The organism is Paenibacillus chitinolyticus (genome assembly GCF_045038035.1).
In the GTDB taxonomy this organism is placed as follows: Bacteria; Bacillota; Bacilli; order Paenibacillales; family NBRC-103111; genus Paenibacillus_F; species Paenibacillus_F chitinolyticus_A.
In genome coordinates, this window is record NZ_CP173427.1 from 2,920,165 (window position 1) to 2,944,859 (window position 24,695).

Genomic DNA, 24,695 nt, shown 5'->3' on the forward strand with positions numbered 1-24,695 from the left:
AATACATCTGACGAACGAAGAAAGGAGCTTTCCTGTGAAAAAAGTGTTGACCATGATAGGGAATATCGCGCTTTATCTCGGGGTCTTTTACGCGCTGCTCTATCTGCTTCGCTCTACTTACCAGTACGAAGTGACGCTGTCCTTCGCCAAGTTTCTGGATCGCAACCCGGCCATGTTTATGGCCGTTCTGTTCACGCTGATTACGCTTGTGTACATGCTCATCTTTCGTATCAAAGGCTGGATCTGGCCCCATGCGGAAAAAAATCTGTTTCGCGCGTCGGGCTTCAAACGGCTGAGCGCCTCGCGCGTCTTGTTGATGATCGGCCTGGGTCTTGCCGGAAGCTTGTTCAGCATCGGCCTGATCGTCATTGACGACATTGCGCGGCAATTTCCGTCCATTCCCGGGCTGGTCGACGATATGATCAGAGGGGATTCGATCTGGTACGTCATTCTGGGCGCCGGTTTGATAGGCCCGGCATTTGAAGAAATATTGTTTAGGGGCCTCATTTTCAGAGAGCTTCGCAGGGTTATGCCGGTATATGCGGCCTTGCTGCTGCAAGCCGCGGCTTACGCCTATTTCCAGCCGAGCGCGGCGCTTTCGGTCATCAGCATTGGTTCGGGCCTGATTTACGGGTCGCTGTATTTGCGCACCGGGTCGCTGTGGGCGCCTATTCTGGTACAAAATACCGCCATGGGCACAATTTTTCTATTTAAATACATCGGGTTCTACGAATGGTTTGACAAGCTGGGCGATGTTTCGCTGTATATCATTACAGCACTCTGTCTGGCTGCGTTGATTGGAGGATCCGCCTATGTCTGGCGGACCTCCGGCAACGGCGGTATCGGCGCACGCGCCGGTCAAGCGCTGACGGCTGACGCGCCGTCGGCAGCACAAAAGGGGGTCTAACCGCATGAAGGCGTGGGGAATGATGCTGGCTCGCGTGGCCGTTGTTATCGGTCTGTATTTTGCATGGTTTTTTACCGCGACGTCATTATTTTTCGATTATGTTTACCCTAGAAGCACGTGGTTTGAACGGAACACGGTAACCGTCATTATTTTGAATGATATGGTGGGGCTGCCGCTCATGCTGTTGGCCTGGAGGTTTATATTCAAAGAAAATCTGTTTAAAGCGGCCAAGTTCCGCGTGATGGGCGGCAAATCGGTAGGGATCGCTTTATGGATCGGGCTTGGAGCCGGCCTGTTTACGGTCGCTTTCTCCCGGCTTCCCGTCATTGCATCGGACAAGTACAAGTTCCACGAGTTGTTTGATTACCTGAACCGCGCGGAATGGTATGTATTCCTGGTTTTCCTGATTCTCGGAAATATTTACAAGGAGACGTTGTTCAGAGGCATTCTGATGAATGAGTTCAGACGCGTGCTCCCGGTTTGGATGGCAATCGTGATTCAGGGCGTGTTGTACGGGGCGTTATTCTTTTTGGGAGACATTCCGTTATCGCTGTACGGTTTTCTCGGCGCGGTTATTTTTGCGCTCTTGTATGTCTGGTTTAAATCCATCTGGGCGCCGATCGCCGCGCAAGTGGCCTGTCAGGGCAGCCAGTACCTGCTTTGGCATTACGGGCCGGAGACGACGGATATCACCGTCATGTCCATCGTGATGGCTGTGGCGGCCCTCATGATTGCGGTTGGCATATTCCTTGCGGTCAAGCATCGCTCTTCGGTCTCCGCGTCGCTATCTTCCAAGGCGGTGACGTCGGCGTGAAGGGCTTGCGAATAGCGGGAAATACCGTCTTATATTTGGTCATTTATGCGGCGATTGTGATGCTTGTCAATCAAGCGCTCTACAATTGGATCAGCGATCCCGGGCTGAAAGACTGGATCGCCGGCAATTCCGGCATTGTGCTGATTGTATCCAATATCATCGTGCTTGCCGTCTATCTTCCACTGCTGCGCCAGCAAAAAATTTCACTGAGGGAGTTGGGGTTTGTTCCTGCGCGCGGCGGATCGTTGCTGCTTTCCGCAGGGACGGGTGTCTGGCTCGGCTTGTTTATCGCCACATTTACCCGTCTTCCGTGGATAAAAGCGACCTTTCCGGCCATTTCGGATCTCGTCGCTTTTGTAGCCGGCGGCAGCCTGATCATTTTTGTGCTCGGGAGCTTGCTCTTGGGGTCTTTGCTGGAGGAATGGCTGTTCAGAGGAATGCTGTTCCATACGCTGCGTCAACGTCTTTCGGTTCCGTGGACGGTTCTGCTTCAGGCCGTATTGTTCGGCGCGGTATTTATGAATGTGACGATTGGCGCATTTGCGGCGCTCGGCGCGATCGTATACGGCGCCGTTCGCGCCGGCTCGCGTTCGCTTTGGGGGTCGCTTGCAGCCCATGTGTGCAGCACGGGCACCTTGTATATCGTGCTGCAACGGGCGGGCGATTGGCAGTCCGGTACGCTTGGATTATTAGCCCTGATCAGCGCACTCGGCATCGCGGCGCATGTGTTGCTGCTGCTGCGCGGGAGCGGAGGAAGGGCGGGAAAAGAACAGGCTGTCAGCGATTCCATTACTAGCTAGGAGGGAAGGGCGCCATGTTTCAACTGGATTTGCTGGATACCAAAAAAGACACATCCGGGAGGAAGGGACGGAGCGGGGGCTCCGTCTCCAATGTTTCCCTCAAAGATATTGCGATTGTCGGGATATCCGCCAAGCTGCCGCGCGCGGAATCGCACGAAGCCTTCTGGGAGCTTCTGCGCAGCGGCAAGGACCTGGTAAGCGGGTTTCCGGATTCCCGTAAGGAGGAATTGAAGCCGTACTTGAGCCGCATGGAGGCGCAATACGGCTCCGTTTCCTTTTTTGACGGGGCGTATATCGAAGATATTTCAGGTTTTGACTATTCTTTTTTCCGGCTTTCGCCCAAAGAAGCCTCGCTGATGAGTCCGGCGCAGCGTCTGTTCCTGCAGACGGCCTGGGGCGCGCTTGAAAATGCGGGGTACGGCGGAGATGCGCTGCATGGGTCGCGCACCGGCGTCTTTATCGGCTATAACGGGGACGCGCTGCATGATTACAAGCGAATCATCGAAGCGCTGGACCCGGACGCTTTGTCCTTGGCGGCACCCGGCAATCTGAGCTCCATGATACCGAGCCGGATTTCGTATTTGCTTAATTTGCGCGGACCTGCGATCAGCGTGGATACCGCCTGCTCCTCCTCGCTGGTCGCGGTTCATCTGGCCTGCCAATCGATCCGCAGCGGCGAATGCGAGGCGGCGATTGCCGGCAGCGTCAAAATTAACGTGCTGCCACTGGATACCGGCATACGGCTTGGCATCGAGTCAAGCGACAACCGGGCGAGAACGTTCGACGACTCGGCGGACGGAACAGGCATCGGCGACGGCGTGATTGCGCTGCTGCTGAAGCCGCTGTCCCGCGCGCAGGAGGACGGCGACCCTATTTATGCCGTCATCAAAGGCAGTGCGATGAATCAGGACGGCAGCTCGGTCGGCATTACCGCCCCGAACGCCCTCGCGCAGGAGGATGTCATCGCGCGCGCCTGGCAGGATGCGGACATTGATCCCGAAACGGTGACGTATATGGAGGCGCACGGCACGGGAACCTCGCTGGGCGACCCGATCGAAATCGACGGGCTGACGCGCGCCTTCCGGAGATATACCGATAAACGTCAGTTTTGCGCCATCGGCTCGCTGAAAACAAATATCGGTCATCTTGATCATGCCGCCGGTATTGCGGGGCTGCTCAAGGCGATCCTGTCGCTTGTCCACAAGCAGCTTCCGCCAACGCTTCATTACCGCTCGCCGAACCGCAACATTTCGTTTGTGGATTCGCCCGTTTATGTCAATGACGAATTGACGACATGGGAGACGAACGGCGAAGCAAGAAGATGCGGAGTAAGCGCGTTCGGCATGAGCGGGACCAATTGCCATGTTGTCCTGGAAGAGGCTCCCGCCGGGAGGCCTTCGGGTCGTTCGGACAGAATGGAGCTGTTCTGCTTGTCGGCGCATAGCATGACGGCGCTGGAGCGGCTCGTGCTGCTGATGCGTGATTGGGCTGATCGGCATCGCGGCGATGAGAGCCGCAGCCTGGCCGACCTTTGCTATACCTTAGCCGTCGGTCGGGGAGCCCATCGGTATCGCCTGGCGATTGCTGTAAGCGGCTGGGAAGAGCTTGCCCAGAGCTTGCATGCCGCAGCCGAAAAAGGCCTTACCGGCCTTACGCTCCCGAACGTCCGCTTCGGGACGGCGGATTCGGCCGCGGCCGGGAATATGCGGCAGCAACCCGTTCCAAACGAACGGGGAATGGAAGCGCTGGAGCTGGGCCAACGTTACGTGGGCGGATACGAGATCGACTGGAAGGCGATCTACCTGGGACAGCGCCGAAAGCGGCTGCCGCTTCCGACGTATCCATTCGATTCTCACCGCTGCTGGGTGGAGGAGGCGCGCCCCGGAGCGACGCTTCATACGCCATTTGCGGCCTGGAGCGGATATTCGCTCGGTGTAGATATTCCCGAGGAGCTTCGGCAAGAAATGAACGAGACGTTTGCCAGATGGCAATCCGCACTGGAGCGGAGCGGCGGGATGACGAGTCAGCGCCGCCGCGGCGTTGCGTTAACCGGGGAGCGCTCCGGCCTGGAATGGGAGCAGCATGTCGCAGATGTCTGGGGAGAGCTGCTCGGTTACGACGAATTGCCTGCGGATGCCGGGTTTTATGAGCTGGGCGGAGATTCCATTATTGCGCTCAAAATTGTAAATCGGCTCAGCGAGCTTGCGGGCGTCCGCATTCAGGCGGCTGATTTGCTGGGGCATGCGGATCTGCCTTCGTTCACGGCGCTGATCGAGCGGCGGCTCAGGGAGAGCGGCGCGGCGACAGCGCAAAGAAAGAACGCCCGGCACAACGGGCAAGGAACGGACGTTTGGAACGGCGGACACGAGGCGGCCTGCGGTCATGACGGGCAAGCGGCGGCCGACGAGCTTGAAGGAGCAGAAGCGTCCGTCGGGCATGTCGGGCCTTTGACCGGCCAAGCGCCCGATTCTTTGGGCGATACGATGGAACCGATTCCAAAGGCGGCCCGGCAAGAGCATTACCCGGTTTCATCGCCGCAGAAACGCATGTATTTGCAGCAGGAGGCGATGCCGGATGATCGCAGCTACAATTTGCCCGAATTGCTGCACTTGGACGGGGCTATTGATGCAGACCGGCTGGAGGCCGTCCTGCAAGCCATCGTAGAACGTCACGAGACGCTTCGCACCACCTTCCACGTCATCGACGGAGAGATCAGGCAGCGCATTCACGCCGCCGTTCCTTTCCGCCTGATTCGCATGGAGGCCGACGAAGCGGAAGCGGACGGCGTGCTGCAAAGCTTGTTCCGGCCGTTCAGGCTCGATACGGCTCCGCTGCTCCGCGCAGCCTTGCTGACGCTGGGGCCGGAGCGCCATGTGCTGTTTCTTGATATGCATCATATTGCATCCGACGGCATGTCGGCGGGAATTCTTTTGTCCGACCTGATGACTTTATATCAGGGCGGTTCGTTGCCGCCGCTGCCGCTGCAATACAAGGATTATGCGGTATGGCAGGAGAGCAGGCCGCTCTCCGGGAACGCCGAACGGTATTGGCGCGAGCAATGCAGGGGAGACTGGCCGCTGCTTGCGCTTCCGACCGATGCCCCGCGTCCGCCCGTCAAAGGAAGTCGCGGCGAAACGTTCGACGTGTACGTCGAGGCCGGTTTGACGGCGGCGGTGCGCAGCCTCGCGGCCGAATCGGGAACGACTCCGTTTATGGTGCTGCTATCGGCGTATTACACTTTCCTCGCCCACTATACGGGGGCCGAGGACATTGCAGTCGGCACGCCGATTGCGGGACGGAACAGGCGCGAGCTGGAAGCGATCGCGGGCATGTTTACCGGCACGCTGGCGCTGCGTGCTTATCCGCGCGCGGACAAGCCGTTCAGAGTCTTTTTGTCCGAAGTGAAAGAGATGGCGACCGGGGCTTACGCCCACGCCGATTATCCATTCGAGGAAATCGCGCAATGGATGGACAGAAGGGACGCCAGCCGGAGTCCGCTGTTCGACACGATGTTCATCATGCAAAACCTGGGTATTCCAAACGCTTCGTCAGCGGGATTGTCGTATCGGCACCGGCGCTTTGAGCATGGCACAGCCAAATACGATTTGATGATTCAGGCTGTGGAGAATGGTGCGGAATTGCGGCTTGTCGTGGAATATAATGCCGATTTGTTTCACCGCGCGACAGCCGAGCGGTTCATGCGGCATTATGTGCAGCTGCTGCGCAGCGTGACGCACTGTCCCGACGCCGCGCTCGGCGAAGCGGAGATGCTGACGGAGGAGGAGCGCCTGCACATGCTGGCGCTGGGGAGACGCGAAGCGGAATTTCCGCCGCCTCGCTGTCTGCATGATTGCTTCAAGGAACAGGCGGAGGCCGTTCCGGGCCTCCCGGCCGTATCTTGCGGCGGTGAATCCATGACCTATCGGGAGCTGGATCGCCGCACCGATGCGCTGGCGCGAACCTTGCGCGCCAAAGGAGTGGGACGCGGCAGCATCGTCGGCATCATGGCGGAGCGCTCCATCCCCATGCTGACCGCTATGCTCGCCGTTATGAAAGCCGGAGGCGCTTATATGCCTGTAGATCCGCATTACCCCGGGGAGCGCATCCGCTATATGCTGGAGGACAGCGGCGCGGAGCTGGTATTCGCGGACGGCGCGCGTTCCGGAGCCGCGGCCGACGTGCCGGCCTCCTTGCAGGTGCTGGACATTGCGGATGAGACGCTGTTCTCCGGCGGAGACGATGCCACCGTATGGCCGCAGGACGCCGCCGATCCGATGTATGTCATCTATACCTCCGGTTCTACGGGTCAGCCGAAGGGCGTCATTGTGCCGCACCGCAGCTTTTACAATTTCGGACATTCGCTAAGGACGTTTTTCGACGGACAATACGGGGAGAGAGACAGATGCCTCAGCCTGACCAATATTTCGTTTGATGTCAGTGTAGCGGAGCTGTTTATGCCGCTTATGTTCGGGGCTTGCACGGTGCTTTACCCGGAGCCGAAATTGCTCGATCCGCGGCGAATTGCCAAGGTGATTGAAGAAGAGCGGATTACATTCGCTTATCTGCCGCCGTCCTTGCTGAAAGAGGTTGCGCGGATGCTGGAGCAATCGGCTTCCGAGATTACGCTGGACAAAATGCTCGTTGGCGTAGAGCCGATTAAAGACGAAACGCTGGAGCTGTATACGAAGCTTAATCCCGAAATTCGGATTATGAACGGCTACGGCCCGACGGAGGCGACGGTTTGCTCCAATATGTACGCATACAAGCCGGGCGCTTATCAAGGCGGCTATGTGCCGATTGGCGGGCCGATGCACAATGTCGAAATTTATATATTCGGCTATGGCGCCCAGCTTGCCCCTATCGGTGCAGCCGGGGAGCTGTATATTGCCGGCAGCGGCCTTGCCGACGGTTATGTGAACAAGCCGGATATGACAGCGGAGCGCTTTTTGCCGCATCCGTACCGCGAGGGGCGCTTCATGTATCGCACAGGCGATATCGCAAAGTGGCTGCCGGACGGCAACGCGATGTATGAGGACCGGGCCGACCAACAGGTAAAAATCAGAGGCGTGCGGATTGAAATGAACGAGGTTCGCTCGCAATTGATTTCCCTTCCCGAGGTAGAGGATGCGGTTGTGACCGTCCGCGAGCAGGCAAACGGCGACAAGGAGCTCTGCGCATATGTGGTCGCTTCCGACAAGCTCCCTTCACGGGAATGGCGAAGAAAGCTGAAAGACAAGCTGCCGGAGGCGATGATTCCGGCCTATATCGCGGCGATTGACGAGATCCCGCTGACGCCGAACGGCAAAGTGGACCGGCGCGCCTTGCCGGAGCCGGAACTCGGGCTTCGGGAGCGGGGAAATCCCGTGCTGCCGCGAGACGGGCTGGAAGAGCGCGTCGCCGCCATTTGGGAGGAAGTGCTTGGCGATACTGCCGGGCCAATCGGCATTCACGATGACTTTTTCGAGCTTGGCGGCCACTCCTTGAAGGCTGCCGTGCTGGCGGGCAAGCTGCAGCAGGCGACGGGCGCCCTGGTTCCGCTCAGCCTGATATTCGAGCTTACCTCCATTGCGGAAATGGCCGCGTGGCTGAATGAGCGGGACGGCACCGCCGCGGCGGCCGAGCCGATTCCGAAGGCGGAGCGCCGCAAGTGGTATCCGATGTCGCGCGCCCAGCGCCGCCAATATATGATGGAGATGCTGGCCGGAGACGCCGCCATGTATCACGTGCCGTTCGCGCTCCGCTTGCAGGGCAGGCTGGATACGGCGCGGCTGGAAGACGCGTTTACGGCGTTGATCGGCCGCCACGAAAGCTTGCGGACGACCTTCCATATGACAAAGGACGAGTTCAGGCAAACGGTTCATCCGCCGTATGCGTTTAAGATGGAGGCGCTGGACTCTGAAGCGTTGACCGGGGACAAAGCGCTGCGGGGAGCGCCGCCTGACGCCGCCGAGCTGACGAGGCTGATGGAAGTTTTCCGGCGCCCGTTCCAACTGGACAAGCTGCCTTTGCTGCGGGCGGGACTGCTGCGGCTGAATGAGGAAGACCATCTGCTGCTGCTGGATGTTCATCACATTATTACGGACGGCGTATCCTCCGGTTTGCTGGTGAATGAGCTGTCGCAGCTGTATGCCGGACAAACGCTGCCGGAGCTGCGCGTGCAATACAGCGATTATGCGGTATGGCAGGAAGCCGGATTTGCAAATGCCGTTTATGCGGAGCATGAGCGGTACTGGATGGAAACCTTCGAAGGCAAGATTTCTGTGCTGGAGCTGCCGACGGATCGGCCGCGCCCGTCTCTGCCGAGCTATAAGGGCCGCCGCCATTCGTTCCGGCTGGACGCGCGGACAACGGCGGAGGCGCGAAAGCTGGCGCGGGAAGCGAAGACGACGCTGTATACGGTGCTGCTGGGCGCTTTTGCCGCGATGCTGGCCAAATACAGCGGGCAGGCCGAAGTGATTGTGGGCACTCCCGCCGCCGGCAGGGAGCATGCCGATACGCATGGCATGATCGGCATGTTCGTCAACACGCTGGCGCTGCGGACAAGGCCGGAAAGAGGCAAGACGGTACGGACCTATATGGCGGAGCTGCATAACCATGTCGTAGAGGCGCTTTCGCGCCAGACGTATCCTTTCGAGGAGCTGGTCGAAGCGCTGAAGGCAGATAGCGACCGAAGCCGCAATCCTTTGTTTGACGCCATGTTTATCTTGCAAAATATGGACCGGGCGGTGACGGAAGCAGGCGGCGTCGTCTTTGGTGAAATGCCGTTCGAGGCGGGTACAAGCAAGTTCGACCTGACTCTGGAAGCGGTGGAACGGGAAGCGGAAATCGAACTTCAACTGGAATACGCCACGGATTTGTTTCATGAGGAAACCGCGCGACGCATGGCGGAAAGCTATACCGTACTCGTGCGGGAGATATGCAGATCTCGTGATCGAACGGTCGGCGAGCTTGAGCTGATGAGTGATAGCGAGCGGGAGCAATTGCTGGCTCTGTTGGCCGGAGGAAGCATACCGGTACAGGTTGCAAGTAGAGAGGGGAGCAACGGTAGGATGGAAATTCGAGCTGAAAAAGGCACGACGGACCGGCAAGGAGACGCTGCGACGGCTTCCGCGCAAGCAACGGCGGAATGGATGGGGTTCGTGCAGGAAGTGGAACGCCAGGCGGCGCGCACGCCGGATGCGGCGGCGATTCAATTCGGCTCGGAGACGGTGACGTACGCCGAGCTGAACGAACGCGCGAATCGGCTTGCCCATTCCCTGCGCGCGAAGGGTGTGGGACCTGATCGCATTGTCGCGCTGATGGCGTCCCGCAGCCCGCTGCTGCTTGTCGGCATTTTGGGTGTACTGAAAGCCGGAGGCGCCTATGTCGCTATTGATCCCGCTTACCCGAAAGAGAGGATCGACTGGATGCTTGAGGATTGCGGCGAAGCGCTTCTGCTGACGGAAAAAGCATATGCAGGAGTCGTAACGAGAGCCGTTGCCGAGTGGTATCTGGACGATCCGGAGCTGTATGCGGCGGACAGAGGCAATCCGGAGCTTGTCCATAAGCCGGACCATTTGGCGTATGTGCTGTATACGTCGGGCTCGACCGGGCGTCCCAAAGGAGTGATGATCGAGCATCGCGGGCTTGTGCATTTCATCAGCGGCTTCCGAAACCGGATTCCTTTTGAGAAGGGCCAAAGCATTCTGGCGATGGCATCGGCCTCCTTTGATATTTTTGTCGTTGAAAATCTGCTTCCGCTCACGCTGGGTATGCGGATTGTACTCGCGAGCGATGAGGAACGGGGCGACGCCGCCTTGCTGCAAGGCCTGATCGACGCGCACGGCGTCGATGTGCTGCAAATTACGCCGTCGCGCTTCAAATGGTGGATGAATCAGCGAGGCGAAACGGACGGCTTGCAAAAGCTGCGCCTATTGATGATCGGGGCGGAGCCGATGACGGCCGATGTGCTCGGCAGGCTGCGCGCCGCTACCGGAGCCAGATTGTTTAATTTGTACGGTCCGACGGAGACGACGGTGTGGACCTCAATCCGGGAAGTGACCGAAGGCGAGGACATTTCGATCGGCACGCCGATCGAAGGTTCCGTCATGATGGTGCTTGACGAAGGACTGAAGCTGCAGCCGACAGGCGTGACGGGCGAAATATGCATCGGCGGGCCGGGCGTCGGGCGCGGGTATCTCAGCCATCCCGAATGGGATGTCGCTTTTGTGCCGAATCCGTATGCGCCGGGCGAACGCATGTATCGCACGGGCGACCTTGGGCGCAGGCTAGAAAATGGAGAGTTTGCCTATGCGGGACGCCGCGATTTCCAGGTAAAAATCAGGGGCCACCGGATTGAAATCGGCGAAATCGAGCAGCTCCTGCTTCGCCATGAGCAGGTGAAGGAAACGGTAGTCACCGCGTTCCAGGAAGAGGATGGCGAATATGCTCTTTGTGCGTATGTCGTCATGCAGAACGCCGCGGCAGCGGATGCGGAACCGGACGGCGCCGCCTCATCCGGCCGGTTGACCGCGCAGCTGCGCGAATATCTCGGGGACAAGCTGCCTTCTTATATGATTCCGGCCTTCATGGTCGTTCTGGAGGCGATTCCGCTTACGCCAACGGGCAAAATCGACAGAAGGGCGCTGCCGAAGCCGGGACCGACCGACGCGGGCAAACGCGAGCTTGTTCCGCTGTCGACGGATACCGAGCGCAAGCTGGCGGAGATTTGGAAGGAGCTGCTCGGTACGGATGCGATCAGCGCCAAGGACAGCTTTTTCGAGCTGGGCGGTCACTCCCTGAAGGCGGCGGGCATGATCAGCCGCATTGCGGAACGCTTTGGCATCCAAATTCCGCTGCGCGATATTTTTATGAATCCTACGCTTGAAGGTTTAGCCGCCCATCTGGACACTAGCGGAACCGTGGCGGCCGCGCGCATTCCGAAGCAGCCGGAGCGCGAGCATTACCCAATGTCGAGGGCACAGCGCCGCCAATTTATGATGGGGCTGATCTCGGGCGAGGCAACGATGTACCATGTGCCGTTTGCCGTGCATATGCAAGGCAAGCTCGATGTGGAGCGGCTGGAGGAAGCTTTCCTTGTGGTGATGAACCGCCATGAATCGCTCAGAACGACGTTCCATCACGAGGAGGATGAGTTCCGCCAGCGCGTGCATGCCGAGCCGATATTTACGCTGGAGCGAGGCGCCAGACTGAGAATGGCGGCGGGCAAGCTGCTCGCGGAAGGCGGAGACGAAGGATTGTTCGACGGTATCAGCGCGCTGATGGAGCGCTTTATCCGTCCGTTTGATCTCGGCAGTCTCCCGCTGTTCCGGGCAGGATTGGTTCCGCTGGGCGAAGAGCGACATCTGCTTCTGCTGGACTTTCATCATATTATTACGGACGGCGTCTCCGTCAGCGTCCTGCTGCGGGAACTGACCACTTTGTACGGCGGCGGCGAACTGCCGGATCTGGATATCCAGTACCGGGACTACACGGTATGGCAGGAAGAAAAAATCGGCAGCGATGCCTATAGGGGACAGGAGCGCTACTGGCTGGAGGCGTTTGAAGGGGAGCTGCCGACGCTGGAGCTCAAGCCGGCCTTGCCGAGACCGGAACTTCAAAACTTCGAGGGCGGTCTGATTGATTTCATACTGGATGAGGAGCTGACGCTCAAAATCAAAGCGTTTGCGCGCGAGCGCGGCACGACGTTGTATACGGTACTGCTCGGGGCTTATTCGATGCTGCTGAGCAAATGGAGCGGTGAGGAGGATATCATTATCGGCACGCCGGTAGCGGGCCGCAATCATGCGCAGCTGGAAGGGCTGATCGGGATGTTCGTCAATACGGTCGCGATTCGTAGCTTCCCTGAATCGTACCGGACCGTTGGCGATTATTTGTCCGAGCTGCATGAGGATGTGCTGCGGGCGCTGGAGCACCAGGATTATCCCTTCGAGGATTTGGTGCAAAAGCTGGGAATCGAACAGGACCGCAGCCGCAATCCGTTGTTCGATACGATGTTTATTTTGCAAAATATCGATCGCGTCGCTTACCGTTCGGGCGGCATTGAATTCGAGCCCAAGGAGTTCGATCCGGGCGTCAGCAAATTCGATTTGACGCTTGAAGCGGCGGAGCTGGATGGCAGAATCCGCTTTGCGCTGGAATATGCGACTAGTCTTTTCCGCGAAGAGACCGCCCTGGCGCTGACTGATGATTATACGGCGATCATACACGCGCTGGTCGAAGACGGAGCAAGCAAAAAAATCAGTGCCGTGATTGCGGCAAGCAAGCTTGCTTGAACCAACATTCTGAGCTTAAGGAGGCGGCGAACGATGAAGCTGTCGATGGAAAGGAAACCGTTTAACGAGTTTTGGATGAACTGCATGCTGAATCAGGCGTTTTCTATTGCTGTGTCGGAGGAGCCCAGCTACAGGGACGCGGCGTATTTGAACATTTACCGATACTATCCTTGGGAGGCCGCAACGGACAAGGACTTCCGCTATCCGACAATTGATACGCTGTATTATATGGACGATCCGGGCAGATTCCCGCTGTCGCAGGTGATCCGCTATATCGAGCCCGGTCATTTCCGCAGCAAGGAGACGGTGCCGGATGAAATCAGGGCGATGCTTACGGGCGGACGCAACTTGAGCGTAAACGTCGATTTGTATGACTGGCTGCCGGGCAGCATGGCCTGGAAAAGGTTCCATTGGTATCATTACTCGCTGTTTAACGGATACGACAAGGAGCGCGGCGTCTTCTACGTCATTGACGATACGCTTGCGGGCTACGAGGAGCACGAGGTGCCGGAGGAAAGGCTGCTCAAGGCGTACGGCAACTCGGAGTACAACGTGAACCCGGGCTATTTGGGGCCTGCCTTCTACGTATACAACCTGCACGAAAAAGTTCAGCCCTACGAGTTGAAGCTGGCTGAAGTGGTGGAAAATGCGGAGCGGCTGGCGAGGGAGCTTGGCGAGTTCTCAATAGAGGGCATGTGGAATGTAGATTCCGACCCGGAGAAGAAGCAAGCTCATTTGACCTATGGCCTTGTCGGCGTCAACATCATTTGCAACCGGCATACCGCCAACATGTCTCTGCTCCGCTCCATGCGGGAGAAGAGGCTGATCGGCGAAGCACTGCATGAGTCGCTGTCCGATCAGCTTGGCGCAGTGAAGGACGGATGGGATCTGGTGAAGGACCGCTTTGTGACGGGGGACTTCGAACGCGGCAGAGAGCTGGCGCTCGCGGACGAATTATTCGCGAAGGAAAAAGCGTTCTGGACCACGCTTGCCGCCGGCGCGTAAAGACCGCTTGTGTCAACATGTTACCGGGAGGCGGGCGCTATGACGATATCTTTAATTTGTTTGCCATATGCAGGAGGCTCCGCACAAGTGTACAAGCGCTGGACGAACCGGCTGCACCCTGGCGTGCGTTTGGTGCCGGCCGAACTGGCGGGCAGGGGAAGCCGCATGGACGAGCCGTTCTATGCGGACGCGGCGGAGGCCGTGCGGGATTTGCTGCCGCTGGTGATGGAAACGGCGCTTGGCTCCGATTCCTATGCTTTATTCGGCCACAGCATGGGCAGCCTGCTTGGGTATGAGGTGCTGCATGCGCTGCGGGAGGAAGGATTCCCGCTGCCTGCGGCAGTCTTCCTCTCCGGCAGAGGGGCACCGCATTGCGAGCAGAAGGAGGTTCGCCGGATCCATATGCTTCCGGATGACGAGTTTCTCGAGGCACTAAAACGGCTCGGCGGCATGCCAGTAGAGCTGTTCCGGCATCGGGAGCTGCTGGATATGTTTATGCCGATACTAAGAGCCGACTTCAAGCTTGTCGGCGAATACGAGCATCGGATGCGGCCGCCGCTGCCGCTCCGGCTCGCCATCTTGAGCGGCAAGGGTGACGCCTGCGTCAAGGGCCCGCTCAATGAATGGGAGCGTTATGCGACGGGAGGCTGCGAGCTGATGCTGTTTGAAGGCGGACATTTTTTCCTGCATGAGCGGGAACGCGATGTTATAGCGGTGATTAACAAAATGCTGAGCGAGGCGGCCGCCCCGATCTGACCCTGAGGAGCGTGATGGAAGATGCTGAACAAACATGCGATATGGTTTCCCGGTCAGGGCTCGCAGCGCGTCGGAATGGGAAAAGCGCCGAGCGAGCGGTATTCGGTTGTCAAAGCGACGATGGAGGAAGCGAACGAAGCGCTGGGCATGCGCCTTGACAGCCTGATGTATGAGGGAATGATGACGGAGCTGACGCGGACGGACAATGCCCAGCCCGCCATTCTTGCGCTTGGCGTGGCGATGTATCGCGTCTACAGCGGGGAATGGGGATACGCACCCGCGATGGCTGCCGGCCACAGCCTGGGCGAGATTACAGCTTTAACCTGCGCGGGAGCCATAACGTTTCCGGATGCGCTTAGGCTCGTACGCCGCCGCGGCGAGTTGATGCAAGGGGCCGCCGCTGCGGGGATCGGCGCGATGGCCGCCGTGAACGGGACGAGTCCCGATATTGTCGCCAAAGTATGCTTGGAAACCAGCGCAGGCTGCACGGACGAAAGTCGTATTGTTGTGGTATCGAATATAAATTCTGAGCGGCAAACGGTGATTTCAGGCCACAAAGAGGGCGTCCATAAAGCGTCCGAAAGACTGTCCGCCCATGGGGCCTCAGTCATTCCACTGCAGGTAAGCGCGCCGTTCCATAGCCCGTTGATGGCGCCGGCAGCAGCGCAATTTGCCGAGGTGCTGAGCCGCGTCTCGTTTGGAGAAATGGGTTTTCCCGTAGTTTCCTCCTTGACGGGTCTGCCTTACGGGAATACGGCGGAGATCGCGGGTATGCTGGCAAGGGGATTGACGAACCCCGTCAATTGGCCGGCGGTCCTTGCATTTCAGAAGAGCATTGGCGTTGCCGCTGCCGTGGAACTGGGACCGGGCAATGTATTGAAACGGCTGGCTCCATCGGACGGACTGCGCGTATTCGCTTTTGACGACCAGGAGGATGAGGCGCATCTGCTTGCCGCAAGCCGGGAAACGAACGCTTATTCGATTGAACTGCTTAATCGTTGTCTGGCTATCGCTACTTGCGTCCGCAACCGCAACTGGAACGCGGCCGAATATGAACAAGGCGTCGCTTCGCCTTACCGCGGCGTGCAGCAACTGGTCGAGCGGCTGCGGGAGACGGGAGAGCAAGTGGCGGAGGCGCATGTACGGCAAGCGCTGTCGATGCTGGAATCTGTGTTTCGCACTAAAGGCACGTCCTCCGAAGAGCAGGAGCGACGGCTAGCAAGACTGCAAGGTGAGTTCGGCCTGCGCAGCTTGCCAGGCGTTTCTCCTGCCGACCGGCCATACGCGGACAGTCTGTTATAGGAAGGATGAGGTCATGGGTATCCGGCTGGCCAATGACGAGTTGGATCAAGATGGAGTCGAGCGCCCCGCGGAGCTGCCGTCTCCCGTGGAGATTTTGCAGACATTGATCCGCTTCAATACAACAAATCCGCCGGGCGAGGAAGCCGCATGCATCCTGTATATCCGGCAACTGCTTGAGGATGCGGGCATTGATACGCGGATCTGTGCGCTTGATCCGGCCCGGCCCAATCTGCTGGCCAGGATGAAGGGCAGCGGGGAGGAACCGCCGCTGCTGCTGTACGGGCATGTCGACGTCGTTGGCGTCGACAAGCAGGCCTGGAGCCGCGACCCGTTCGGGGGCGAAATTGAGGGTGGCTTCGTATGGGGACGGGGCGCTCTTGATATGAAAGGCGGTGTGGCGATGCTCGTATCGGCTTTCCTCCGCGCGCATGTCCGCAAGCTGCCGCTGCGCGGCGATCTCATTCTGGCGATTGTCAGCGACGAAGAAGCAGGGGGCGAATACGGGGCTTCCTTCCTGGTCGAGCGGCATGCCGATTATTTTGCGGGCGTAACGTATGCGCTCGGCGAATTCGGCGGCTTCGCGTTTCATGCGCTGGGGAAAACCTTTTATCCGATTATGGTGGCGGAGAAGCAGCTATGTTGGCTCAAAGCAACGATTCGAGGAGACGGAGGCCACGGCTCCATGGGCAAGCCGGGAGCCGACTGTATGGCGCAATTGGGGGACATGCTTCAATCGCTTAGCAGGAATAAGCTGCCGATTAGTGCGTCCCCGGCGGCCCGGTTGATGATTGAAGGCATGGCCGCCGCGCTGCCGCTGCTGCCGTCGCTGCTGCTGAGAGGGCTGCTGCGTCCCCGGCTGGGGGGACTCATTCTGAAGCTGCTGGGGAAAAAGGGCGGGACGTTCGCCCCGCTTCTGCGTAATACGGTCAGTGCGACCGTCGTTCGCGGCGGCGAGAAAATCAACGTTCATCCAAGCGAAATTACAGTCGAGCTGGACGGCCGAACGCTGCCGGGCGTCACTCCGCAGCAATTCATGGACGAGCTGCGCCGATTCGCGATTCATGATTCGATCGGGCTGGAAGTGCTGCGCCATGACTCAAGCGCCGCAGCTCCCGACATGGGGCTGTTCGGTTTGCTGTCCGATGTGCTGAAAGAAGCGGATAAGGAGGCCGTTCCGGTGCCGATGCTGCTGCCCGGAGGAACGGACGGAAGATTATTTGCGAGGCTCGGCATCCAAACCTACGGTTTCCTGCCGATGCCGCTGCCCAAGGACATGCAGTTTACCAAACTGATTCATGCGGCAGATGAACGCATTCCCGTAGAAGCGATCGGGTTCGGCACGGATGCGATTTACCGGGTGCTGGAGCGGTACGGAGAATAAGACGTGAACAGATTACGTATAAAATTGGGTTAAGATACCCACATTTAATTATAAGTTGCGAATCGGGAAGCATCCTATTATTTGTTAATGGTTTTCATGAGAAGTATGAATGTTGGCAGGTGGGAGTGCACTTTGATAATGATTGGCTAGTTGTTGCAAGTCCAATGATGATAAAGAGTTGAATGAATATACCAATTCTTCCGATTGGGATATTGAATATCACAAAACCCTGCTCACTGACCGCAATGTAGATATGGCCGAGAAGATTAAAGACTTCCTGAATTAAGATCATTCATCGCTCACGCCTGGCGCGGCTTTTATTACGCACATCTTTGTTAAAAACCATCGCTAACCTGGCGATGGTTTTTGATATACTCTGAGATCCGGGAGTAGAATCATGTACTTGTCATACGAGGTGTCGCATTAAAGTAAGTGTGGTCTCATTTTTTCAGTTGGGGCATCAATCGATATTCCATTCAAAAGCAGTTTGATCGCCTTGACATGAAGCGCTGCATATTCTTCCCCGCTTAACTTTGGCATCGTTAGACAGAGCTGCGTTGCCCCAGCCATTGTGGACATTACGCCGAAACTCAACGTGTCGATATCTTCCTTAATAAAAACGCCCTGGTCGATCCCTTTTTGCAGCACCTGTTTGATTGAACGATAGGCTGCATCTGTGATCTCTCTCAATGTAGTTAATGCTTCGGATTCACTGGAAAGTGTTCTGGCATACTCTTCGAGCGCGCGGAGTAACGGACTTTCGCAATCTCTTCCGAATAATTCAGCCATTTCAAGCAGCTGCTGGCCGGGAGAGTTGGATTGCTCGGCCAAATGAAGCCACTTTTGTGACATTTGTTCCGAGTGCCGGGTAAGCAATTGGAGAAAGAGCACCTCTTTGTTTTTAAAATGATGATACAAATTGCCTTTACTCATCTGGGTCAAAGTACATAAGTCGTCCATTGTGGCCCGATCATAACCTTTTTCTATAAATAACAGCTTGGCATGGTTTAAAATAATCGTTTTTGCTTCTTCTGCCGGCAATCGCCTTCTACTCATAAGCTCCTCCAGGGAACCTTACAAACGGTCCCTCTTCTGTTTGAAAAATTGAAAAGCGCTATATGAAATAACGATAGCAAAAATCCCAAAGAATGCAAACCTCATATCCAACGTGTGGCGGTAAACAATACTCTGCAGCCCCATGTTATCCAAAGCCGATGATCCATATCCCCAAATAGATGTATTGAAAATGTTCGTGGCAAAATGAATCCCGATGGGAGCGGCCAGCCCATTGGTGTAATAAGCAACGATTCCCAGAAAGAATGCTCCTTGCAGGTAATACAACGGTCCAAAAATTCCGTAGTTTAGCATTTCGGGGTTTAGTCCATGGATCAGAGCAAATGTCAGGGAAGTGAGGAGGATCGACCAGAATACACCGCCTTTTAAGGATCTGAACATACGGTACATATACCCTCTGAACAAAATCTCTTCAGCAGCACTTTGAATCAAAATCAAAGGGGCAGTAACAAGGAGTACACCTAACCACGGAAGCGGATTGAAATGAAGCGTAAAGGCTTGGGGATGCACAGCTATATCGACAAGTAAATACAGGATAAGTGCCATTACGTACAGTGAAAAATACTTCGCGAATTTACGGTAATCAGGCTTTTTGCCTTCAAATAAAAATGCTCTAAAACGAATTTTGAAAAAATATCTGGTGACGATGTAGACTCCGAGAATCAGGAAAAAAAAGGACAAATAGAGCGTGATTAAGCTAGGTAATCCTGAGCGAGTAGCGGGAATTAGAGCATTCGTTAGATTTAACCCTAATAAAGCGCCTCCTTGCCAAATAATGAAAATGACGATAAACCCTGCTAAAGATTTGAAGCCGAATGGTATCGGCGGTTGGAGCCCATAATTTTTTTCCATGTAATACACCTCATTCTTTTTTCGTATTTACCGACTACATAGTTGGTAAATACAATATACTTATCCGAGAATGGTCTGTCAACGCAAGGACAACGACATTTTCTCAAATGATGATTGGAGGATGGTACGGAAGATTGAAAAAGTGAATATACGATGAAATTGATATGTATGCGATCGGCTGCATTTTGGCGAGCACTTAAATAGCGAGAAAACAAAAAGGAGCAGCTTTGTAGTGCAGCTGCTCCTTGTTTTATAAGCTGCTTGAAGACTCGATTAAAAGATGGTGGATACCAATCCTTCCGGATCAAACTTTGTCCACGGCACCCGGTCTCGAGTAGAGGGGTTTATTGTTAGTTTCTTTATATATGTTTTTCATGTTGAGGCATCGATGGTTTTTTGCTAAAATTTCCAGTGAAAGGTGGCCGATTTGGATGGCAAATCATTTTGCCAGTATCTTACGCGGCTCATGCAAAGCCTTTTCTTAGGGCGAACCTTTGTATGGGCGTATGTATGCCTCACTGATTGGCAGCTTCAAAGCAGACTCAAAAGCAAAAGCGTACGTAAAAAATTACAATTAATTATCAAAAAATTCGAAAATCCGCGTATAGCGCGGTTTTTTTATTTTGAGGAGTCGTCATCCGTTGCCATTTCACAACGGCTCAAGTACCGCCATAGACCCGATTAGGGCCGGTAGTTTTTTCCGTAGCTCAGTTACCTTCCTCGCACTCTAGCAATCAATTGAAAATACGAAATGAACCGACTCCCGGCTTGTGACAATATATAGATGAATGGCCATTCGGGAAGGAGAAGTTACTTGGATATTGATGAGTTGATCGAACTCGTGAAGCTTCATGGCAAGTCGATTTACGGTTTTTGCTACAAGCTGACGGGGAACAAAGAGGATACCGATGATTTGTATCAGGAAACATTTCTCAAGGCCGTGGAGCTGCGACTCAAGATAGACGCGTCCCATAACCCGAAAGCTTTTCTCCTATCGATTGCAATTCGGCTGCATAAAAATCACCGTCGCAAATTTGCTTGGAGACAAAGAATCGCCCCTACAGCTGAACTAGACGAAGAAGCGGCGAACAAGTCCCGGTTTCTCTCAAGTGAAACAACGCCGGAAGACGAAGTGCTGTCGCTGGAGCTCCGCACCTTAATTCGGGACGCCGCTCACCGGCTGGGCGACAAGCTGAAGATTCCCTTTTATATGTATTATACGGCGGAAATGACCGTGGAGGAGATCGCTTCGGTGCTGAGAATCCCGCCGGGAACGGTGAAGAGCAGGCTGCATAAAGCTCGTGAGACCATGAGAAAAGTATTGGAGGTTGATTCCCCATGAAGGATGCGGATTGGGAGCGGTTGCTCAGGCAATCTTTAGCTTCCGCAGCAGAGCCAGAAGAAAAGCTGAATCAGCGTATAATCGATCAGTTAAAGGAGCACACCCAAATGAAGCGTAAATACAAGAAAAGAGTATCCGCAGGACTATTAGCTGCCGTATTGTTGCTGGTGCTGTCTGTATCCGCTTATGCAGCGACTCGACTATACAGCGCCAAGCAGGTCGCCGAGCATTTGGGCGATCCGCAATTAGCGGTTGCGTTTGAAAGCAAAGGCGCTATTCAGGTCAATCAATCAATCGCTTCCGGAGACTACCGTTTTACGCTGCATGGTCTCGTTTCGGGAGCAGGTCTTACCAAGTTTAAACACTCTTCGGAGGGAATATTTCCTGACAGAACCTATGCGGTTGTATCCATAGCCAGACAGGATGGCAAGCCGATGCCGAATACCGACGATCCGGAATATGGCAAGGTCCCGTTCTTCATTTCTCCGTTGATCAAAGGACAGAAACCATGGCAGGTTAACATTGCCTCTATGAATGGTGCCTACAGTGAGGACGTTATCGATGGTGTCATGTACAGGCTTATTGAATGCAGCCAAGTGGAAATGTTTGCGGATAGAGGAGTGTATTTGGCGATCAGCAGCGGCAGCACTTTTTTTAGTAGAGAGGCGTTTGCGTACGACGAAAAGACGGGGGAACTCAAACCCAAGGAGGACTATTCCGGTGCCACGGCGCTGTTCGATCTCCCTCTTGAAGTCGCAAAAGCGGACCCTGCTAAGGCAGAAGCTTATTTGAAAGCCCTGCTGAATCCATCGTCTTCGCAAGCTAACGATGCAGAGGAAGAGGAGTGGGTAAAGTGGAGTAAAGATTTACGGGCCAAAATACGTGACGGTCAGAGTATCGGTGAGACCATACCCGAATCCGTAAAAGAAGTGACCTATGACGATTCCGGAAACATCAAGTATACGCATGAAGATTGGAGCGTAACGACGTCTCCCAAAGAATTCTTCGAGGAAGGACAAATTGGATTCTCGGATAGAATCTCTATAAGTGGGGATGGCAATACCTACAAGACGATTTTATTTCACAGGGACGAAAACGGCGTGATTACCGGCAGAATCGTTATATTGGACTACGAACCAAAAAGGTTTTAACAAACAAGACCAAGAACCTCAACAGGGGTTTTTGGTCTTGTTAAACGCCGTACCTGCTGTATTTGATGACTCGATGGAGGCATACCTTCCTCTGACTGATTTTTATCACGATCAGGTCAAGAGACGATTGGGTACTCCCTTAGGCGCTTTATATCATTTTTCGGTATTACTAACGGAATTAGCAGCTGGTTGTTTTTCTTCAGAAGCTTTTGGACTTGTATTAAAGTCGATCGGCGTAATCCCTTCCGCTTTCCACACCGTGCCTCTTTTCTCGTACTCAAATAACTTTTCTACGGAATTCGCGACTTGGGGCCCTAATTCACGATTGACCAAATACAAGGCCACGTCAAGTCCCGAAGTCACGCCTCCTCCGCTCACGAAACGAGGACCATCTTCAACGACTCTTGCTTCAATCGGAATTGCACCGAGAGCTCCTAACGCAGCCATGCCTATATGATTGGTAACCGCATGTCTATCTTTCAACAAACCTGCCATTGCAGGCAGCAATGTACCTCCACATACTGTAGCCACAGTGACTTCCTTATTATTAAAAGCTTGTTTCAACATACCCGGCAAGCCTGTCTTCATGGTCTGCCTTAATATATTCGGAATGGCATCTTCAAAATGACCCGCCGGCTTGCCCGAAGCTCCAGGCACCAAAATAATTCCCGGACGATTCGGGTCTAATGCGGCTTGCGCTTCGAGAGCGGGCCCATTCAGACCGCTCGGCACAGAACGCTTACCTTCCGCGGATACCAATTCCACAGTAATTACTCCTCCTGAGTACATTCCCGCGGCAGCGAATACTTCGTATGGCGCTAGTGCGTCCAGTAGATCGAAACCATCGAATAATACGATTTGAACATGCGTACTTTTTTTGTCTTTGAATGCATCAATATTCTCCGTTGTTTTCGCACTTGCTACAGAGCCGACTAGACTTAGAACCAGTGCAAACGACATGAGTAATCCCAAAACTTTTTTCATCCTTATCCCTATTCCTTTCGTTTAGCTCAAGGCATAAAACGGTACGTAATCCGTTAACCTTAAGCGATTTTTTATTGGTGTGCTTAACGAATCCAGTACACTACTCGAATCATGCGGAATTGGAAAAGTTTAGCAGCCCCTGCGAGTCGATCAAGGAAAAGTTATTTTGTCAGAAGATCTTTCATACGGTCTTTTTGATTGGAATCTCTGTAGCGATGACGAATCGCATAGATTCGAACTGCCACAAAAGAAAAAAGCGTGAGACAAAATAGAGCACCGAATGGAAAAAACGAGAAACTGCCGTGTTCCAAGCCTATGTCATCCTCCTTCATTCGTTTTTGCGTAGAACGAGCCCTTACTCGCGATAGTTGCCGTCCGTGTCCGCAAGAAGAATCATAACAAACGAGTATCTCAAACGAAGTTGTAAAAAGGGCACAAAACAATAAACATTCATCACAAATCAGGTGGTTCAGCACATCGATGAATGACCGGAAGCTAACCGCCTGTTCATCTTGCATCTGACCCAGTTCTTCATGTTCTCAAAGTAATTCAATTGACCATAGTCTAATCAGACTATACAATATACTATAGTCTAATTAGACTATAGTAGGGATGTAAAGGAGCGAAGACTAAATGATAAAGTCATTTTTAATGTTGGGTCAGTCTAATATGGCGGGCCGTGGATTTTTGCACGAAGTCGATCCTATCTATAATGAAAAAATAAAAATGCTGCGCAATGGACAGTGGCAGATGATGACAGAGCCGATTAATTACGACCGTCCTGTTTCCGGTGTAAGCCTGGCGGCGTCTTTTGCCGATGCATGGTCAAAGGACAATCCCGATGAAGAAATTGGTTTGATTCCTTGTGCGGAAGGTGGTAGTTCCTTAAATGACTGGCATCCGGAAGGCATCCTTTTTCAGCATGCTTTGTCCGAAGCCCGCTTCGCCATGCGGTCCAGTCAAATCTGCGGAATTCTTTGGCACCAGGGTGAGAGCGACAGTTATCGTTCGCTACATGAAACTTATTACGAGAAATTAACCCTTATCATCCAGACCCTAAGAAACGAATTGAATCTTGACGAGGTGCCGTTGATCATTGGCGGACTTGGTGATTTCCTTGGGAAGACCGGTTTTGGACAGCACGCGACAGAGTATCGACAGGTCAATGAACAATTGCGGCACTTCGCTAACGAACAGCAAAATTGTTATTTTATAACAGCGGCAGATTTGACGGCGAATCCTGATGGCATTCATTTAGACGCGGTTTCACAACGCAAATTCGGCTACCGCTATTTCGAGGCTTATTCGAAAAAGTGTCATGTCATGGAACCCATCCCTGGGGAGGAGCAGTCGCTGAAAACGGAGCGCGACTATTCGAAAACAGAACAGATTTACCTTCATAGCATGGATTTGGCTTCGGGTAAAATCACGTACGCAGAATTCGAGGCGCAGATGGTGAAGGTGATGCAGCCTTGATCCCCTTACTCATCCTTGGCTTGCTCATCCAAAACCCTGGCGCTCACGGCTATGAACTACTGGCCTTAATGGAAAAACGCCATTACAAATACATTGTAAACTTCACAAAAGGCTCGTTTTATTACAATCTGCAGCAACTTGAAGAAAAAGGTTGGATTGAACAGATTCAGCAGAATCCTTCAACCAGTGGGCGCGAAATTCGGAACTTTAAAATCACCGGGTCGGGAATGGCTGAATTCGAAAAATTAATGGTCAAATACGGCACCAAATCGGAATATGTGAACCTGCAATTTTATGGGGCGCTGCTCTTTGCCGACGAATACGACAAAACCAAATTGCAGGAACTGATCCAATCGCAAATAGACCAGACTAAAACCCGAATCGCCCTCCTTGATGAATACCTGTCCAACACACAAGAACTTCCCGGCACAATCGATTACTACCGCCGCATGAACGAAAATTCCCGTTCCCATCACTTGGTTAACTTAGAGTGGTTTGAACAATTGAGAGCAGAAATAGAGGGAAATCTTGCACAATAAAAAAAGAAGTTTTGGGGCAAGCGCGAACGTTTGGACGC

General features: G+C 54.5%; 15 protein-coding genes. 12 read left to right on the top strand and 3 right to left on the bottom strand.

What is annotated here, in order from left to right; all coding sequences use genetic code 11:
* Positions 1-34: 34 nt before the first annotated feature.
* Genes ACI48J_RS13175 through ACI48J_RS13210 form a run of 8 tightly spaced genes read left to right on the top strand, consistent with a single transcriptional unit; the run spans position 35 to position 17,239 of the window.
* A complete protein-coding gene (locus ACI48J_RS13175; protein ID WP_405083107.1) occupies positions 35-907 on the top strand; it encodes a CPBP family intramembrane glutamic endopeptidase in 873 nt (290 codons plus the stop codon).
* Between the two features lie 4 nt (positions 908-911).
* A complete protein-coding gene (locus tag ACI48J_RS13180) occupies positions 912-1,721 on the top strand; it encodes a CPBP family intramembrane glutamic endopeptidase (RefSeq protein WP_405083108.1) in 810 nt (269 codons plus the stop codon).
* The gene (locus ACI48J_RS13185; RefSeq protein WP_405083109.1) at positions 1,718-2,521 is read left to right on the top strand and encodes a CPBP family intramembrane glutamic endopeptidase; all 804 of its coding nucleotides are present in this window, start codon (positions 1,718-1,720) and stop codon (positions 2,519-2,521) included. The genes ACI48J_RS13180 and ACI48J_RS13185 overlap by 4 nt, the downstream gene beginning before the upstream one ends.
* Before the next feature lie 14 nt (positions 2,522-2,535).
* Positions 2,536-12,795, top strand: coding sequence for an amino acid adenylation domain-containing protein (locus ACI48J_RS13190; protein ID WP_405083110.1), 10,260 nt, complete (start codon positions 2,536-2,538; stop codon positions 12,793-12,795).
* A 33-nt stretch (positions 12,796-12,828) separates the two neighbouring features.
* The gene (locus ACI48J_RS13195) at positions 12,829-13,800 is read left to right on the top strand and encodes a hypothetical protein (RefSeq protein WP_405083111.1); all 972 of its coding nucleotides are present in this window, start codon (positions 12,829-12,831) and stop codon (positions 13,798-13,800) included.
* Between the two features lie 39 nt (positions 13,801-13,839).
* Positions 13,840-14,556 (top strand): thioesterase II family protein, encoded by a 717-nt coding sequence (locus tag ACI48J_RS13200; protein WP_405083112.1) that lies wholly within the window; start codon positions 13,840-13,842, stop codon positions 14,554-14,556.
* Positions 14,557-14,577: 21 nt separating this feature from the next.
* The gene (gene fabD, locus ACI48J_RS13205; RefSeq protein ID WP_405083113.1) at positions 14,578-15,858 is read left to right on the top strand and encodes an ACP S-malonyltransferase; all 1,281 of its coding nucleotides are present in this window, start codon (positions 14,578-14,580) and stop codon (positions 15,856-15,858) included.
* Between the two features lie 13 nt (positions 15,859-15,871).
* Positions 15,872-17,239 carry a M20/M25/M40 family metallo-hydrolase gene (locus tag ACI48J_RS13210; protein ID WP_405083114.1) on the top strand — a complete coding sequence of 456 codons (1,368 nt, stop codon included), beginning with the start codon at positions 15,872-15,874 and terminating at the stop codon, positions 17,237-17,239.
* 423 nt (positions 17,240-17,662) lie between these two features.
* On the opposite strand, the gene ACI48J_RS13215 is transcribed toward ACI48J_RS13210, so the two are convergent.
* On the bottom strand, positions 17,663-18,295 hold the full coding sequence (locus ACI48J_RS13215; protein WP_405083115.1) for a TetR/AcrR family transcriptional regulator: 633 nt from the start codon (positions 18,293-18,295) through the stop codon (positions 17,663-17,665).
* Positions 18,296-18,313: 18 nt separating this feature from the next.
* Positions 18,314-19,165: a CPBP family intramembrane glutamic endopeptidase gene (locus ACI48J_RS13220; RefSeq protein ID WP_405083116.1), complete on the bottom strand. Its 852-nt coding sequence runs from the start codon at positions 19,163-19,165 to the stop codon at positions 18,314-18,316.
* A gap of 814 nt (positions 19,166-19,979) precedes the next feature.
* Here ACI48J_RS13220 and ACI48J_RS13225 point away from each other — a divergent pair.
* Positions 19,980-20,507, top strand: coding sequence for a sigma-70 family RNA polymerase sigma factor (locus ACI48J_RS13225; RefSeq protein ID WP_326051587.1), 528 nt, complete (start codon positions 19,980-19,982; stop codon positions 20,505-20,507).
* Positions 20,504-21,658: a hypothetical protein gene (locus ACI48J_RS13230; RefSeq protein WP_405083117.1), complete on the top strand. Its 1,155-nt coding sequence runs from the start codon at positions 20,504-20,506 to the stop codon at positions 21,656-21,658. Before ACI48J_RS13225 ends, ACI48J_RS13230 begins: the two co-directional genes overlap by 4 nt.
* A gap of 153 nt (positions 21,659-21,811) precedes the next feature.
* Here ACI48J_RS13230 and ACI48J_RS13235 read toward each other — a convergent pair whose 3' ends face one another.
* A complete protein-coding gene (locus ACI48J_RS13235; protein WP_405083118.1) occupies positions 21,812-22,642 on the bottom strand; it encodes a DJ-1/PfpI family protein in 831 nt (276 codons plus the stop codon).
* A gap of 633 nt (positions 22,643-23,275) precedes the next feature.
* Between ACI48J_RS13235 and ACI48J_RS13240 the strand changes: the two genes are divergently transcribed.
* Positions 23,276-24,118 carry a sialate O-acetylesterase gene (locus ACI48J_RS13240; RefSeq protein WP_405083119.1) on the top strand — a complete coding sequence of 281 codons (843 nt, stop codon included), beginning with the start codon at positions 23,276-23,278 and terminating at the stop codon, positions 24,116-24,118.
* Positions 24,115-24,657, top strand: a complete 543-nt coding sequence (locus ACI48J_RS13245) for a PadR family transcriptional regulator (RefSeq protein WP_405083120.1) — start codon at positions 24,115-24,117, stop codon at positions 24,655-24,657. The genes ACI48J_RS13240 and ACI48J_RS13245 overlap by 4 nt, the downstream gene beginning before the upstream one ends.
* The last annotated feature ends 38 nt before the right edge of the window (positions 24,658-24,695 follow it).

Excerpts from the sequence above, each read along its gene's own strand:
- ACI48J_RS13180 (WP_405083108.1), top strand. The coding sequence starts at position 912 with ATGAAGGCGTGGGGAATGATGCTGGCTCGCGTGGCCGTTGTTATCGGT.
- ACI48J_RS13190 (WP_405083110.1), top strand. The coding sequence starts at position 2,536 with ATGTTTCAACTGGATTTGCTGGATACCAAAAAAGACACATCCGGGAGG.
- ACI48J_RS13195 (WP_405083111.1), top strand. The coding sequence starts at position 12,829 with ATGAAGCTGTCGATGGAAAGGAAACCGTTTAACGAGTTTTGGATGAAC.
- ACI48J_RS13200 (WP_405083112.1), top strand. The coding sequence starts at position 13,840 with ATGACGATATCTTTAATTTGTTTGCCATATGCAGGAGGCTCCGCACAA.
- fabD (WP_405083113.1), top strand. The coding sequence starts at position 14,578 with ATGCTGAACAAACATGCGATATGGTTTCCCGGTCAGGGCTCGCAGCGC.
- ACI48J_RS13210 (WP_405083114.1), top strand. The coding sequence starts at position 15,872 with ATGGGTATCCGGCTGGCCAATGACGAGTTGGATCAAGATGGAGTCGAG.
- ACI48J_RS13215 (WP_405083115.1), bottom strand. The coding sequence starts at position 18,295 with ATGAGTAGAAGGCGATTGCCGGCAGAAGAAGCAAAAACGATTATTTTA.
- ACI48J_RS13220 (WP_405083116.1), bottom strand. The coding sequence starts at position 19,165 with ATGGAAAAAAATTATGGGCTCCAACCGCCGATACCATTCGGCTTCAAA.
- ACI48J_RS13230 (WP_405083117.1), top strand. The coding sequence starts at position 20,504 with ATGAAGGATGCGGATTGGGAGCGGTTGCTCAGGCAATCTTTAGCTTCC.
- ACI48J_RS13235 (WP_405083118.1), bottom strand. The coding sequence starts at position 22,642 with ATGAAAAAAGTTTTGGGATTACTCATGTCGTTTGCACTGGTTCTAAGT.
- ACI48J_RS13240 (WP_405083119.1), top strand. The coding sequence starts at position 23,276 with ATGATAAAGTCATTTTTAATGTTGGGTCAGTCTAATATGGCGGGCCGT.